We start from the raw sequence: 15,208 nt of genomic DNA, 5'->3' as shown, positions 1-15,208 counted from the left end.
GGAAGATCTCGGATGCCACGGCCTCCAGGTCGAACCCGAACTCGGGGCATCCCATCCCGGCGTCGGCGTACGCCGAGACCCGGGTGCCTCCGGCGCCTTCGAGGTCGAAGCCCCACTCGACGGCATCCGGATAGGCGGTGTCGCACGCGATGTCGCGAACCTCGGGGAACGCGGATGCATCGGCCGTGACCTGCACCCAGGACGAGGGATTCGCGAACAGCGGCGCCTCGACCCAGCGCTGCTTCTGCACGTCGGACACCCCGGGGACCCCCGCGATCTCCGCGGCCAGGGCGTCGAACGCGGGGTCGGGGCGGTCGAAGCGCGTCTCGTCGATCATCCAGCCGAACACCACCACGGCGGCGCCGCCGACGGCGATCGCCCCCACGACGGCGGCGGCGATTCCGATACGGGCACGTGTGGTCATCGGCATCCGTCGACCCCCCTGTCGTTTCGCGGCGACCCTAACGCGGGTGGGTGAACGAGGGGCGAACGGGCCGCGGAGGTCAGGCCCGGGCTGTCGCTTCGCGGCCGCGCGAGCGCGAGCGGCGGACGAAGAGCACGCCGGCGCGGATCGCTGCCCCCACCGCGAGCAGAGTCAGGACGACGGATGCCATGAGCCCGGCGACGATGACGACGAATCCCCCCGGCCGCTCGTCGTAGAAGTAGGTCGAGTGCTGCTCATCCCAGACGAGGAAGGAAGCGCCATACGCCATCGCCCTGCCGTACACGACGGGCACCAGCAGCAGCAGAAGGGCGCTCGAACCCGCCCACGCGAGAGGCTTCGCCATGGCCGACACGGTAACGGCGTCCGGTGTCCGCCGGGTGAACCGTGGGAGGGCAGCACACCGCGCGCATAAACGCGATCCGCGCCGATAAACGCGAGCAGAGCGCGTTTCTGTGCGCGGATCGCGTTTATGGCCGAACGGGACCCCCGCGGCTGCCGGATCGCCCCGCCCTCAGCCCAGCGCCACCCGCACCTCGTGCCTCCCGGCCTCGACCCGGCGGCGGAGTCCCGGCAGCTCGATCTCGGCACGCACGCCGATCGGCACCTCGCACGACAGCGTCACCTCGCCGTCCTCGACGCGCCAGTCGACCGACAGCTCGCCATACGGGGTCCGCACGGCGGCCGACGCCGCCGACAGCGCGGTCCCGAGAACGCGCGGAGCGACCCGCGCCTTACGCCATCCCGGCGAGACCGCCTGGAGGCCCGCCACGTCGGCGTAGAACCAGTCCTCGATCGTGCCGAGGAAGTAGTGGCCGCGCGAGCGCGACTCCTCCTTCCAGTGCTCCCAGAGCGAGGTCGCCCCCCGCTCGACCCAGAAGCCCCAGCTCGGGAACGTCGTCTGCAGGGCGACCGCGACCGCGACGTCGGCGTGGCCGAAACGCGTGAGTTGGGGGAGCAGGTGCTTGGTCGCCAGCGCGCCCGTCGACAGGTGGTGCCCGCGGTCGACGACGTCGGCGGCCAGGCGGTCGGCCGCGCGCTGCCGGTCCACGGCGGGGAGGATGTCGAAGGCCAGCGCCAGAGTCGTGTGGGCCTGGCGATACCCGGCGTCGTCCCGTCCGCGCACCTCGGCGGTCGCGGCATCCCAGAACGCACCGACGAAAGCGTCGCGCGAGCGCGCGGCGGCGGCCTCCCACTCGCCCGGGTCCTCGCCCAGCACGCGGGCGATCGCGGCCGCCGTGTCGCACATCGCGATGACGAACGCCGTGGCGGCGATGCGGGTGTCCTCGGGCGCGTTCCCCCCGCCCGGGTCGGTCTCGGGGCTCACCCAGTCGCCGAGGGTCGTGTCGAAGAGGCCGTCGACTCCGCGCTCGAGTTCGAAACGCAGGTAGTCGCGCGCGTCGGGCCATACGTCCGCGAGCACGCGCTCGTCGCCGCGCAGCTCGTAGAGGTCCCACGGCACCAGGACGAGAGCCGAGTGCCAGGTTGGCGCGGGCGTCCAGTCCATGCTCCACCCGCCGTGCGGGGCGATCACCTCGGGGGCTCCCTCGCCGTGGCGGGATGCCGCGATGTCGTCGACCCACTTCGCGAGCAGCTCGTGCGTGTCGAGATTGAGAAGCATCATGCGGGCGCCGACCATGCCGTCGCCGGTCCACCCGTTCTTCTCGTACTTCGGAGTATCGGTCGGGATGCCGTGCAGATTGTTGAGGATCGTCCGCACCGTGAGCTCGTGCAGGGTGTTCAGCATCGGCGACGATGTCGCGAAGCGTCCCGTCCGCTCGGCGCGCGTGTGGACCACCCGCGCGCGCAGGGTCGGCAGCGTCTTCGCGCGCACTTCGACGTGTTGGAACCCGTGCCAGGTGAATCGCGGATGCCAACGCAGCGGCCGATCGGCGAGCGTGACGCGGTCCGTTTGGAACCGCCCGTCGAAGTACCCCTTCTCATCGTCGGAGTTCGGCGTCTCGTCCGCGCGGAGGCTCTCGCCGAACCGCAGCTCGATCTCGGCGCCCGGATCCGGATCGGCTTCGACCTCGACCCAGCCGGCGATCACGCGGGGGAACGAGACGACCCAGCGGCCCTCGTCGAGCTGCGTCACTCGCGTCGGTTCGAGCGCCTCGCCCTCCACGATCGGAGGCTGACGCTGCGGGACGGGAACCCCACGCGGCCCCTCGACCTCGCGGGCCGAGACCCACGCGCCGTCGTCGAACCCGGCGGTGCTCCACCCGGGCTGCTCGAGGCGTGCGTCGTAGTCCTCGCCGGCGTAGAGGTCGTCGAAGCGGGTCGGGCCCGCGGTGGTGGTCCACGCGGTGTCGCTCGCGACGATGCGCTCGCCGCGGGCGTCGCGGAGAACCAGCAGCACGCGCGCCGAGGGGTCGGCGTGCCAGGGCGCGGTCTCCCAGTTCCAGGTGTTGCGACCGCGCATGCCGTAGAAGCCACGGCCGAGTTCGAGCCCGATCGCGTGGCGGCCGGGGGTCATCCGTTCCGTGACGTCGACGACCGTGTACTGCGCGCTCACCTCGTAGTCGGTGAAGCCGGGGCCGAGAACGCTGTCGTCGGGGGCGTCGCCGTCGATCTCGACGCGGGCGAGACCCCCGGCCCCGACCACGAGGTACGCCTCGTCGGGGGTGGCATCCACCTCGAACTCGGTGCGCAGCAGGGGAGCGGCCGGCCCGTCATCCGCGGCACCGATGAAGGTCGCGCCGCGCCAGTCGCCGTCGGTGACCGCGGTGACGAACGTGCCCGTCGCGACCGCGTCGCCGGCGGTCGTGGTGACCACCACGGTCCACTCGTGGCGGCGGAGCGGGGCGAGCGGCGGGCCGTCGTAGGCGATGTCGACACTGCGGTCGGATGCGACGGGTCCACTCCGCCATCGCGTCTCGGTGCCGGTGCGCACGCTCAGTCGGTAGGAGAGCTGCCGGACGCCGTCGATGTCGGAGCGCAGGGTCCAGCCGAAGCGGGGCGATGCGGGCACGCCGACCGGGTCGACGGCGTGCTCGGCGGTGAGGTCGGTGACGGAGATCATGCGGCGTCTCGCAGTTCGCGGAGTTCGGGGGCATCGCCCCAGTGACGGTCGAGGGCGGCGTCGACGTCGGGGTGCTGCGCGAGGAAGGCGGCCAGGGCCACCGGCCGGTCCTGCGGGCGCGTCTGCTTCTGGTTGATCTCGCCCAGCAGGCTCCACCGCCGATCCCCGCGTTCCGCCGGCTCGGCGAAAGCGCCGATATAGGAGGTGTAGTCGAACACCTCGACCGCGTCGCCGACCTGGACGACGCCGAGGCGGAAGTCGGCGCACATGAACCACGTCACCGTCTCACCCGCGCGCGACGCCTGGACGCCGCTGCCGGCCTGCTGCAGGAGGTACGCGAGGTCCTCGTTGTCGGCGTGACGCGCGCGCCATTCGTCGCCGAACCGGCTGATCGTGGTCACCTCGAGATCGCTCCAGCGCTCGCGCAGACCCCCGAGCCAGCCTGCCCAGGCATCGAGGGTGGTGGGGTCGTGAGCGAGCCCGCGCGCGACCTCGCTGACCTCGTAGTTGACGGTCAGCCAGCCGAGGCCGTTGCGCGCGACGTTGCGGTCGTTCAGGTGCGCTTCGCTCGTGGCATCCAATTCTCGGAGCGCGTCGGCGCGCGGCAGGCGGTGCAGTGTCTCGATGGGGCCGAGCCCGAGTCGGGAGTTGTAGTCGGACGACATGCCCGCGGTGCGGGCGGCGACGAGGTCGACCGTCCAGCCATCGAGCTGGACCGCGTCGATGCGGTCATCACCGCGGCCGGGCACGAGGAAGTGGCTCCGGGAGGGGTAGTAGGGGTATGCGAGCGAGCCGTCGCCGTCTTGCAGATCGATGTCGAACTGGCTCCAGATGTTGCCCTGGACGGTCCGGATGCCGAGATCGCGCGCTCCCGCGATGTTCGCGGCCGAGAGGAACCCGGCGACCAGCGCGGTGGTCGGACGGTCGAAGTGGGTGTGGAGCAGGTCGACAGCGTCGGAGATGTCGCGAGCGACCTCGTCGCGCGTGCCGTAGAGGTTGGCGAAGAAGCCGCCGGGGACGAACGTGATGTCGTCGCCGTGCTCGGCGGCCAGACGCGCGAGCGTGCGGCGGATGTCGCGGTAGCGCGGGGAGTCGTCGGTCAGGGCGCCCCACGAGAGGGCCCACGTGAGAGAGGCGTCGGGGACCGCGCCGCGCACAGCGTCGGAGAAGCGCTCGACGAGAGCTGCGGAGTGGAGTTCGGTCTCGTCTTCCCAGAGGGAGGTGTCTCTCGTCGCCTCGATCTGGTGGCGGCGGACGATGGTGTTGATGGTCAGTCGTCGGCCGAGGGGCGGGCGTGTCTGCATGGGGCCTCACCCTATCCGCCGCCGCGCGCGTTTGCGTAGTTCCACTAGCAATAATCGTGCGATGGCGCGACGTTACGCATTCGATATGGGCGAATGAACCGATTTTGTGTAGTCTTGCTACCGACACCACGTTCCGCGGAAAGAGCCGCGCGACGATCGACGGAGATGAGGGAGTGGCCATGACGAAGTGGCTGAGGCACACGGCGGTAGCGGCGGTCGCGTTGACCACCGTAGGCGCGCTGAGCGGCTGCGCGGGAGGTGCCGGCGGCGGTCCCACCGAGCTCAGCTTCCTGATGTGGGGTGACGGCGGCGACACGCAGAAGGCGTACGAAGACGTCATCACCGAGTTCGAGGCGGCGAACCCCGACATCACGATCAACGCCGAGTTCTTCAACACGAACGACTACGACAACATCCTCAAGACCCGCCTCTCCGGTGGAGCCGGTCCCGACATCTACGGTTTCGACCTCGGCAACATCGACACCTTCGTCGCCGACGGCTTCGCCGCCGATCTCTCCGACGGGGGCGAGAGCTACCTGTCGAAGCTGACCCCCGAGGCCGCGAAAGACAGCCAGCGCGCCGGCGGCACCTACAACCTGCCGATCTCGCTCTCGGGCAACGGCATCATCTACAACAAGGCGCTGTTCGAGAAGGCGGGTATCGACGCCCCGCCGACGACCTACACCGAACTGCTGGCCGACTCGAAGAAGCTCTCGGATGCCGGGATCATCCCCTTCGCGATGAGCGCGCAGGACAACTGGTGGCCGCAGTTCATCGTCTACTACGCCCTCGCCGAGCACGGCGCGAACGAAGAGCTCGGCGCCGAGATGGCCGCGGGCAAGACGACCTTCTCCGACAGCAAGGCCTGGGCCGAGTCGCTCGACGTCGTCAAGGACCTCACTCCGTACTACATGCCCAACCCGGTCGGCACGAGCCAGACCGCTGCGCAGTCGGCGTTCCTCGGCGGGCAGGCGGCGATGTTCCCCGCGACGTGGATCCTGTCCGACGCGCGTGAGGCGGGCCTCGACCTCGGCTACATGAACTTCCCGACCGTCGACAAGCCGTCCGACGACATCTGGGGCACGTACCAGGTGCGGTTCGGCCTGAACCCGAACAACGGGGATGCCAAGCTCGCCGCCTCGCAGAAGTTCCTCGACTTCTTCCTCCAGGACGACACCTACAAGGCCTTCCTCGACAAGGTGAAGCTGTTCCCGACCACCAAGGACGTCGAGATCGGCGCCGACGTCGACCCGCTCTTCCCCGAGATGCAGGCCGCCTGGGAGGGCAAGACCTTCGTCGCCGCGTTCTCGCCCACCGACCCGAGCATCCAGGACGCGCTCCTGGTCGGGCTGCAGAACATCATCAGCGGACAGAAGAGCACCGAGCAGGTGCTGAGCGACCTCGACACCGCCCTCGCGCAGTACCGCGCCAACAACGGCTGAACCAACCGAACCGCCTCGCTCGGGAGTGCCCGGGCGAGGCGGTTCTCTTTTCGAAAGACGATCCCCCATGCCTCGTTCCCTCGCCCTGACAGTCACGACCGCGACGGCGCTGAGCGCCCTGGCCCTGGCATCCCTCACCGGATGCCAAGCCGGCTCGAGCGACACGACCACTCTCAGCTTCCTCATGTGGGGCGACGGCGGCGACACGCAGAAGGCCTATGAGAAGGTCATCGACGCGTTCGAAGCCGAGAACCCCGGCATCACGGTGAACGCCGAGTTCGTCAACACGAACGACTACGACAACGTCCTCAAGACGCGCCTGTCCGGCGGTGCCGGGCCCGACGTCTACGGGTTCGATCCGAAGAACCTCACCGACTTCGTCCGCGACGGCTTCGCCACCGACCTCTCGGGTGCCGATTTCTTCTCCCGTCTCGACGACGCGGCGGCACAGGAAGCCCGCCGGGGAGCGGACGGGGATGCCGCGTACTCGGTGCCCATCTCGCAGTCGGGCAACGGCATCATCTACAACACCGCGCTGTTCGAGAAGGCGGGCATCGCCGAGGTTCCGCAGACCTACACCGAGCTGAAGGCCGCGGCCGAGAAGCTGTCGGCCGCGGGCATCACGCCGATCGCGATGAGCGCTCAGGACAGCTGGTGGCCGCAGTTCATCGCGTACTACGCGATGGCGCAGCACGTCTTCCCCGACGACCCGGGTGCCATCGAGGAGCTGCTCGCCGGAGAGAAGACCTTCGCGGACATCCCCGGCTACGCCGAATCGCTCGAGGTCGTGAAGGATCTCGTTCCGGCCTACATGCCCGACCCGCTCGGGACGAACCAGTCGGCCGCGAAGTCGGCCTTCCTCAGCGGGCAGGCGGCGATGTTCCCCGCGACCTGGATCCTCTCCGACGCGCGTGCGGCGGGCGTGGAGCCCGGCTACATGAACTTCCCCACCCTCGACGCCGACGTCGCCGACATGTGGGGGAGCTACCTGGTCGCGTGGGGGATCAACCCCGGCAACGACCGCGTCGACGCGGCCGAGAGCTTCATCGACTTCTTCTTCCAGGACGAGGTGTACACCGACTTCCTCACCTCGGTGAAGGCGTTCCCCACCACGGAGGGTATCGACGTCTCGGCGAACGACCCGCTCTTCCCCGACATGGTCGCGGCGTGGGAGGGCAAGACGTTCCGCCCCGTCGTCATCCCCGCGCACCCGCAGCTGCAGGAGACGCTCCTCGTCGGCATGCAGAACCTCATCGCCGGGCGCAGTGACGTCGACACGGTGATCGACGAACTCGACGCCGCACTCGTCGAGGTTCGGGCGAACGCCGACTGATCCGCGACGGGTCGCCGGTCCCGTCGCCTCGGGTTCGGGGCGTGTTTCTCCGTTTGGGGCGGGTGAATCCCTGCCCCGAGCGACAGAACACGCCCCGAATTTGCGGAGGGAGGGGATGCCACCCGCTCCGGCGGTAGCGCGGCTACGCGAAACAGCTGCAGCGGCGACGGATTCTGCATCGACAGCGGCAGTATCGACCAGAAGATGTAGTATGGCTACACGACGAGAACGAGGATGTGCTTGTGACCTCCCTGCTGACGATCACCGATGATCGCACCACCGCGACGTTCGACCCCCAGACGGGCGGACTGCTCGCCCTCGACGGCCCGAACACCGGTCTCGCACCCCTCGCTGGCGGGCGACCGTCACTGTTCGTGCTCGAGATTCCGCGGGGCGGCGACCGGACGGTCGTCGTCGAGACGGCGGCGCAGACGCTCACGAACGTCGAGCGTGAGGGCGACGGCGCGCTGCGTCTGGTGTGGCGCGACCCCGTGACCTCCGCGGGCGAGCGGCTCGCGGGCGAGATCGGCGTCGACGCGCGCGTTCGCAACGGGGCCCTGCGGCTGTCGCTGTCGTTCCACCTCGACGAGGGCGGCGTGGAGGCCGTGCGCTTCCCCTCGCTCGGCGGCATCCGTCCGGTCGAGGGCGCGCTCGAGCTCCGCGGGGTCGACTACTCCACGGGCACCCGCGTGTCGCTGCTGCCCGTGTTCGACTCCAACGCCCCGTACTGGGGGACGCTGTACCCCGACTACGCCAGCGGCAACCTGCGGCCCGAGCTGGTGGGCACGCCGACATCGCCCTTCGTGGTGCTGGCGAGCGAGACCGGCGGGGTCACGGTGCAGCCGGCCGCGCGCACTCTCGCCTTCATCGGGTGGCGCGCGAGCCTCGTGCCCGGCTTCGCCGACAGCCTGCGTCGCACGGCGGCGGCGGATGCGGCCGTGACTCTCGACGCGATCCACTTCCCCGCGGGAGACGGCGTCGGAGCCGACCTGCCTGAGATGGCCGTCGTCCCGTTCTCGGGGGAGTGGGAGCGCGGTCTCGACGCGTACCTGCCCACCCAGGACCCGACGCGGCGGAGCGCGGCATCCTGGCTCCGAGAGCCGCGCTCGTGGCTGCAGGTGCAACTCATGTCGACCGAGGGCGAACCCCGGTACGACTTCGACGCCCTCGTCGACATCATCGAGGAGTGCGCGCGCGAGGGCATCGGCGCGATCCAGATCGTCGGCTGGAACGAGGGCGGCCAGGACGGTCTCGTCCCGCAGCACCGACCCGCCGCCAAGCTCGGAGGCGAGGCGGGACTGCGCCGCGCGCTCGATCGCGCGCGTGAGCTCGACGTCGCCACCGTCCTGTACGTGAAGTACGTGTGGGTCGAGAAGCCCGGACCGCTGTGGGACGAGCTCGAGCCGTTCGTCTCGCGCGACCCGAACGGTCAGCCGTACGCCCAGCCCGGCCCGGTGTACCACTCGTCCCGCAAGCGCTACGGCATCAACACCCCCTGGTACGTGCCGCTGTGCTTCGGCGTCGAGGCGCTGCGGCGGCGCTTCGCCGACGAGGTCGCCGAGATGGCCGCGTGGGGGGCCGATGGCATCCTGGCCGACGAATCGCTCTATCACGGGCGTGCCCTGCTGTGCTTCGCCGACGATCACGGCCACCCCGTGGGTGCCAGCGCGTTCACGTGGGATGCCGCCTTCGTCGAGGACATCCGCGCGGGACTCGGCGACCGCGCCGACACGTTCGTCATCGCCGCCGAGGGCGCGTACGACGACCAGTTCGCCCACTACGACGTGTCGTACTTCCGCAGCGCCTCGCCGACGCACCGCCCGCTCGGCCGCCAGCTGCGCCCCGACGCCCGCATCGTGACCGCGCTCACCGGGTTCGACGACCGCTCGATGGTCGCGCAGTGCCTCCTCTACGGCTACGCGATGAGCCTTGAGCCCTACAACTTCAAGGGGCGGCCGGGCGACATGCCCGCGACCGTCTCGCTCGCCCGACAGGCCGACGCCCTGCGCGATCGTCACCTCGATCGCCTGTGGAACGGGCGCCTCGTCGTCGATCACGACGTCGTCGCCCTCCGGCCGGACGGTTCCGTCCACGACCTCCTCACCGTGTGGGAGGGGGACGACGGTGGCCGCGCCCTCGTCGTGGCCAACTATGGCGACGAGGTGCTCTCCCTGCATCTCCCCGGCCTCGGCGACGCCGAGACCGACGACCTCGACGGGCTCCGCGCGCCGGTCTCGGACGGGCGCGTCGATGTGCCCGCCCGGAGCGCGACCGTCGTCATCCCCTCTCTCGACTCGATTGGATCGCTATGAGCAGTACACGCGTCGAGGACCCGCGGGTCCTCGCCCTGGACGACCCCACCGCCACCCAGGCGGTGACGACGCGCTCGCTGAAGGCGCGCCTGTGGACCGGTCGGTCGACGGCGGGCAAGTTCTGGATCGCCGTCGCTCCCGCGCTGATCCTCTACACCGTGTTCACGGTGTACCCGATGGGGCAGGTGATCGTCGCGAGCTTCACCGACGCCCGCGGGTTCAATCGCGCGTGGGACTTCGTCGGTGCCGACAACTTCGTGCGGATCTTCTCGGGCGACCCGGTGCTCATGGAGGCGATCGGGAACACCGCGATCTACGGGTTCTTCAAGATCATCGTGCAGACGATCCTCGCGTTCCTCATCGCCGTGCTCCTGCACCGCCAGCTCCGGCTCGGCAACATCTACCGCGCGATCTTCTTCGCGCCGATGGTCATCTCCCCCGTGGCGATCGTGTTCACGTGGAGCTTCATGTACGACCCCACCACGGGCACGTTCAACACGCTGCTGCGCAGCATCGGGCTCGGAGGTCTCGCGCAGGACTGGCTCGGCAACTACGACCTCGCCCTGTACAGCGTCATCCTCGTCGACCTGTGGAGCGGGCTCGGCTTCAACGTCGTCATCTTCCTCGCGGGACTCTCGACCATCCCCGGCGAGATCCTCGAGGCGGCCAAGGTCGACGGCGCGCGGGGATGGAAGGCGATGCGCTTCATCACGATCCCACTCATGATCCCCTCGATCGGACTCGTGCTCGTGCTGTCGATCAACGGCGCGCTGCGAGCCTTCGACACCGTCTACCTGATGACGAGAGGCGGGCCGGGCAACTCGACCCAGTTGTTCATGACCCAGGTGTTCCAAGAGGGCCTGGTCAACAACAACTTCGGCTACGCCTCGGCGATGGCCGTGCTGGTCCTGATCGTGCTCATCGCGATCGCGGCCGTGCAGAACAGACTCAACAACCGCGTCGCCGCCGAGGAGGGCAACCGATGACCACGCACGCGCCCGCGCGCTCACGCTTCGATTCCCGGTCGATGCTCCGCTTGGCCCGCCGCCTCCCGATCAACCTGCTGCTGATCGTGCTCAGCATCGCGATGATCTACCCGATCGTCATCATCGTCATCACGGCGTTCAAGCCGAACCTCGAGGTCCTGACGAACCCCACCGGGCTGCCGCAGTCCCCGACCTTCGACAACTTCGTCACCTCGTGGCAGGATGCCGGCTTCACCAACCTCTTCTTCAACTCGGTGCTGCTCACGGTCTCGAGCATGACGATCGCCACCTTCGTCGCGGCCCTCGCGTCGTACGCGATCGTGCGCCAGGCCACGCGCATCGGCTCGGGCGTGTATCTGCTGCTCGCGGCCGGGATCTTCCTGCCCATGCAGCTCGCGCTCGTGCCGCAGTTCCGTGTGGTGCGCGATCTCGGCCTGATCAACAACTACGCCGGCGTCATCCTGATCTACATCGCCGGTGCCCTGCCGTTCGGCGTGTTCCTCATGGCGGCCTTCATGCGTCAGGTGCCGAAAGAGATCGTCGAGGCGGCGGTCATCGACGGCGCCGGGTACTTCACCCTCTTCCGTCGGATCTTCCTCCCGCTCGCGCGCCCCGCGATCGCGACGTTCTGGGTGCTGCAGGGCGTCGGTGTGTGGAACGACTACCTTGTTCCGCAGCTGCTGCTCACCGACCCCTCGAAGCGGACTCTGACCACCGGCGTGCTCTACTTCAAGGCGCAGTACCTGGCCGACTGGGGCAACATCATGGCCGCGGTGCTCATCATGAGCCTGCCGATCCTGCTGCTGTTCGTCTTCGCGCAGCGCTTCTTCGTCAGCGGTCTGTACGCCGGGGCGGTGAAGTGACGGCATGACCTCGCTCGACGATCGCGAGCGGGCGCGGTCGCTCGCCTCTCCGCTGTTCGGCGACCGGTGGGTGCAGGAGCACGCGGCGCTCCCCGTGCACGAGGTCGTCCCGGCATCCGTTCGCGACGGAGTCGGAAGAGCCCCGGATGCCGAGATACCGGCGCCGAAAGAAGACTCACCGCCCACGCGCGAGACGATCTCGCTCGACGGAGAATGGCTGCTCGCGGGTGCTCCCGCCGGCCGCGAGTTCGCGATCGAGCGGTGGTTCGGCGGACAGGCCCCTCCCGCGCCCGTGGGCTGGCACCGCCCCGACACCGACCGCTCGTCGTGGATCCGCGCGACCGTTCCGGGGACGGTCCAGGCCGCCCTCACCGCGGCGGGAGAAATCCCCGACCCGCTCCTGCACGACCACACGCACGCCGAACTCACCGAGCACGGCGTCCCGCGCGAGTGGCCGTGGTACTTCCGCCGCACCCGCGTCGAGGAGCAGCAGTGGTGGTACGCCCGGCGCTTCGACGTGCCGGCCGCGTGGCGCGGGGAGCGGGTGCGCCTCGCGTTCGACGGGGTGGACGACGCAGCCTCCTTCTGGCTCAACGGCGAGCCGATCGCCCGGCACGCCGGAATGTACGGCGGCCCCGACATCGACGTGACGGCCCTGCTGCGCGGCGACGGCACCGACGAGATCGTCGTCCGCATCGACGCGCCCCCGCGCGACTGGCACGGCGTGCTCAAGCCCTCGCCGGGGTGGGGGTGGCACTACGGTCACCTCATCTCGATCGGGATCTGGCGCGGAGTCCGCCTCGAACGCGTGCCCGACCTCGAGCTCGACGACCTGTTCGTCTCGACGGTCCGGGCCGCGGAGGGTGCCGCGCGCCTGCGCGTCCAGTGGGACCTCGTCGCGCACGGCGACCCCGACACGGTCCCCGCGCGCGTGCGGGTGACCGACCCCGAGGGCGCGGTCGTCGCCGACATCACGGCCGAGGTCGAGGCATCCCGGGGCACGTCCCGGCACGCGGTCGAGATCGACGTGCCGGACGCCCGGCTGTGGTGGCCTCTCGGCTACGGCGCGCAGCCGCTGTACCGCGTCGAGGCGAGCGTCGACGGGTCTTCGCGCTCGACGAGTGTCGGCATCCGCACCGTGGAGATGCGTGCGCTGCCCGAGGTATCGGGCGACGACGTCTACGACTGGCAGTTCGTGGTCAACGGGCGTCCGCTCTTCCTCAAGGGCGCGAACTGGTGCTTCACCGACCCGATGGCTCGACGCGGGTTCGACGTCGACCGGCACATCCTCGACCTGTGCGTGCGCGCGAACCTCCAGATGCTCCGCGCCTGGGGCGGCGGGATGATCGAGAGCGACGCCTTCTACGACGAGTGCGATCGTCGCGGCATCCTCGTCCTCCAGGAGTTCCCGCTCTCGTTCGGACTCGACGCCACGGGGGCCACCCTCGCCGTCGCCGATGAGCAGGCGTCGCGCATCGTCCGGCGTCTGCGCACCCACCCGTCACTCGTGATGTGGGGCGGGGGCAACGAGAACCCCGACACCGTGTCGGGTGACGACCTGCTCACCGTCATCGGCACGCGCGTGCGGCAGTACGACCCCACGCGCCCCTTCCACCGCACCGACCCGTGGGGCGGAAGCGAGCACTTCTACGGCGTGTACCACGAGGGTCAGCCCGTCGAGGCGTACGCCGAGCACGTCCCGCCGGTGTTCGGGGAGTACGGGCTGTCGAGCCAGTGCGATCTCGACAGCATGGCGCGCTTCCTCGATCCGGCCCTGCTGGAGCAGTGGCCGCCTCCCGCGCACGGCGCGATCCTGCAGCACCAGGCGCAGTTCTCGCTCTTCGACCTGTTCAAGCAGGCGCGCTACGCGCACTACGGTCCCCTCACCGACTGGGCGACGTTCGTCGAGTACTCGCAGCTCGCGCAGGGCGATGCGCTGCGCTTCGCCTCGGAGCGCCTGCGCGCCCACGCGGGGGAGCGCACCGCGGCCTACTGGTTCTACAAGGTGGGCGAGGTTTTCCCGGGCGCCTCCTGGGCGATCGTCGACTATTACGGCCGCGCGAAGCTGTCGTACTACCGCGCGCGCCAGTTCGGCGCCGCCCGGACGGCCTTCGCGGTGTACGACCGGACGGCGCTCGCCGCGGGCGAGACGTTCTCGGCCGAGGTGCACGTCGCGAATGACACTCCCGAGGCGCTCGTCGGTGCGGTGACGGCCCGGCTGTACGACGCCCGGTTCGGCGTGATCGCCGAGCGGGCGGCATCCGTGGATCTGGATGCCGACTCCCACGCCCTCGCGTTCACGCTCGAGGCCGAGGTCCCTGCCGACGAGGTGCTCGTGCTGGCGGTGTACCTTCGCGACGCGCGTGGCGAGCGCGTCTCGTCGGCCTGGTACGCGCTGAACGCGCAGCCGAAGAGCGCGGAGGTCGCGGCCCTCGAGGCCGAGCCGCTCGACAGCCTGACCGACCGGCCGGTCGAGGATCTGCTCGCCCCCTACGCCACGGGCCCCGCGCCGCTGAAGGAGCAGCCCCGCACGCGTCTGGAAGCGCGGTTCTCTGACGGGGTGCTGCGCGTGCGCAATGTCGGCGCGGTTCCCGCGCCGATCGTGCTCATCGACGGCTTCCCCACCGCGCCCGGTGCGTGGCTCGACGACAATGCCTTCGGCCTCGAGGCGGGGGAGGAGCGTGTGATCGCCTTCGACTCCGCAGGGGCGTCGTGGGAAGCCCCGCGCGTGCGGGCCTGGAACGCGGATGCCGTGGCGGTGACGTCGTGACCGTGCCCCGCATCCTCGCGACCTGCGGCGGCTGGGCCGACGCGTCGTGGGGCGACGTGCGCTTCGGCCCCCTCCTGCGCTTCGCCCTCGACCTCACCGGGGTCGAGGGGCGCCCGCGGGTCGTGTTCGTCAACACCGCCGGGGGAGACCAGCGCGTCGACGACGGGCGCGAGCTCGCCGCGGCGATGGCGGCGGGGGTGGATGCCGTGCACCTCCGCCTCTTCGGACGCACGGCCCTCGATCTGGACGAGGTCGTCGGCACGGCCGACCTCGTCTGGGCGGGCGGCGGCAGCGTCGCGAACCTGCTGCCGGTGTGGCGGACGCACGGTCTCGACATCGCGCTGCGCCGTGCGTGGGAGCGCGGAACCCTGCTCGCCGGGACCTCGGCGGGCGCACTGTGCTGGCACGAGGGCGGGCCGACCTCGGGCTTCGGCGAGATCCGCACGGTGACGAACGGCCTGGGATTCATCCCCGGCTCGCTCGGTGTGCACTACGACTCGCAAGCCGAGCGGCGCCCCGCGCTGCACGCGGCCGTCGCGTCGGGTGCGCTGCCGGGCGGGTTCGGCCTCGACGAGGGCACCGGCGTGCTGTACGAGGGGACGCGCGCGGTGGACGTCGTCACCGAGCTGCCCGGGGGTGCGGTGCATCGCGTCGATCGCTTCGGCGACGGGGTGGTCGAGGAGGCTCTCCCGACGCGGGTGCTGTGAGGCGTCCGTCGTTCCGTCGTGCGCGGC

General features: G+C 70.1%; 11 protein-coding genes. 7 read left to right on the top strand and 4 right to left on the bottom strand.

Features of this window, described 5'->3' with window-relative positions:
* From NS283_RS05080 to NS283_RS05065, 4 genes are all read right to left on the bottom strand, one after another.
* The coding region (locus NS283_RS05080) for a hypothetical protein (RefSeq protein ID WP_153003281.1) at window positions 1–424 on the bottom strand (424 nt) is incomplete at its 3' end.
* Window positions 425–503: 79 nt separating this feature from the next.
* Window positions 504–788, bottom strand: coding sequence for a hypothetical protein (locus tag NS283_RS05075; RefSeq protein ID WP_058595794.1), 285 nt, complete (start codon window positions 786–788; stop codon window positions 504–506).
* A gap of 168 nt (window positions 789–956) precedes the next feature.
* A complete protein-coding gene (locus NS283_RS05070) occupies window positions 957–3,464 on the bottom strand; it encodes a family 78 glycoside hydrolase catalytic domain (RefSeq protein WP_058595793.1) in 2,508 nt (835 codons plus the stop codon).
* The gene (locus tag NS283_RS05065; RefSeq protein ID WP_058595792.1) at window positions 3,461–4,768 is read right to left on the bottom strand and encodes a DUF3863 domain-containing protein; all 1,308 of its coding nucleotides are present in this window, start codon (window positions 4,766–4,768) and stop codon (window positions 3,461–3,463) included. The genes NS283_RS05070 and NS283_RS05065 overlap by 4 nt, the downstream gene beginning before the upstream one ends.
* A 179-nt stretch (window positions 4,769–4,947) precedes the next feature.
* On the opposite strand from NS283_RS05065, the gene NS283_RS05060 reads away from it, so the two are divergent.
* The 7 genes from NS283_RS05060 (at window position 4,948) to NS283_RS05030 (ending at window position 15,181) form a co-directional block, all read left to right on the top strand.
* Window positions 4,948–6,210, top strand: a complete 1,263-nt coding sequence (locus NS283_RS05060) for an ABC transporter substrate-binding protein (protein ID WP_058595791.1) — start codon at window positions 4,948–4,950, stop codon at window positions 6,208–6,210.
* A gap of 67 nt (window positions 6,211–6,277) precedes the next feature.
* Window positions 6,278–7,543: an ABC transporter substrate-binding protein gene (locus NS283_RS05055; RefSeq protein ID WP_058595790.1), complete on the top strand. Its 1,266-nt coding sequence runs from the start codon at window positions 6,278–6,280 to the stop codon at window positions 7,541–7,543.
* Window positions 7,544–7,785: 242 nt separating this feature from the next.
* Window positions 7,786–9,855 carry a DUF6259 domain-containing protein gene (locus NS283_RS05050; RefSeq protein WP_058595789.1) on the top strand — a complete coding sequence of 690 codons (2,070 nt, stop codon included), beginning with the start codon at window positions 7,786–7,788 and terminating at the stop codon, window positions 9,853–9,855.
* Complete coding sequence (locus NS283_RS05045) at window positions 9,852–10,841, top strand: carbohydrate ABC transporter permease (RefSeq protein ID WP_058595788.1); 990 nt, start codon at window positions 9,852–9,854, stop codon at window positions 10,839–10,841. The genes NS283_RS05050 and NS283_RS05045 overlap by 4 nt, the downstream gene beginning before the upstream one ends.
* The gene (locus NS283_RS05040; RefSeq protein ID WP_058595787.1) at window positions 10,838–11,704 is read left to right on the top strand and encodes a carbohydrate ABC transporter permease; all 867 of its coding nucleotides are present in this window, start codon (window positions 10,838–10,840) and stop codon (window positions 11,702–11,704) included. The genes NS283_RS05045 and NS283_RS05040 overlap by 4 nt, the downstream gene beginning before the upstream one ends.
* Before the next feature lie 4 nt (window positions 11,705–11,708).
* Window positions 11,709–14,474 (top strand): glycoside hydrolase family 2 protein, encoded by a 2,766-nt coding sequence (locus NS283_RS05035; protein WP_058595786.1) that lies wholly within the window; start codon window positions 11,709–11,711, stop codon window positions 14,472–14,474.
* Window positions 14,471–15,181, top strand: a complete 711-nt coding sequence (locus tag NS283_RS05030; RefSeq protein ID WP_058595799.1) for a Type 1 glutamine amidotransferase-like domain-containing protein — start codon at window positions 14,471–14,473, stop codon at window positions 15,179–15,181. Before NS283_RS05035 ends, NS283_RS05030 begins: the two co-directional genes overlap by 4 nt.
* Window positions 15,182–15,208 lie beyond the last annotated feature (27 nt).

Source organism: Microbacterium testaceum (assembly GCF_001476285.1).
GTDB lineage: Bacteria > Actinomycetota > Actinomycetes > Actinomycetales > Microbacteriaceae > Microbacterium > Microbacterium testaceum_B.
Note: the sequence above shows the minus strand (reverse complement) of the source record. Positions and strands in the feature narration are given on the sequence as shown.

Excerpts from the sequence above, each read along its gene's own strand:
- NS283_RS05055 (WP_058595790.1), top strand. The coding sequence starts at position 6,278 with ATGCCTCGTTCCCTCGCCCTGACAGTCACGACCGCGACGGCGCTGAGC.
- NS283_RS05040 (WP_058595787.1), top strand. The coding sequence starts at position 10,838 with ATGACCACGCACGCGCCCGCGCGCTCACGCTTCGATTCCCGGTCGATG.
- NS283_RS05035 (WP_058595786.1), top strand. The coding sequence starts at position 11,709 with ATGACCTCGCTCGACGATCGCGAGCGGGCGCGGTCGCTCGCCTCTCCG.
- NS283_RS05070 (WP_058595793.1), bottom strand. The coding sequence starts at position 3,464 with ATGATCTCCGTCACCGACCTCACCGCCGAGCACGCCGTCGACCCGGTC.
- NS283_RS05065 (WP_058595792.1), bottom strand. The coding sequence starts at position 4,768 with ATGCAGACACGCCCGCCCCTCGGCCGACGACTGACCATCAACACCATC.
- NS283_RS05060 (WP_058595791.1), top strand. The coding sequence starts at position 4,948 with ATGACGAAGTGGCTGAGGCACACGGCGGTAGCGGCGGTCGCGTTGACC.
- NS283_RS05075 (WP_058595794.1), bottom strand. The coding sequence starts at position 788 with ATGGCGAAGCCTCTCGCGTGGGCGGGTTCGAGCGCCCTTCTGCTGCTG.
- NS283_RS05045 (WP_058595788.1), top strand. The coding sequence starts at position 9,852 with ATGAGCAGTACACGCGTCGAGGACCCGCGGGTCCTCGCCCTGGACGAC.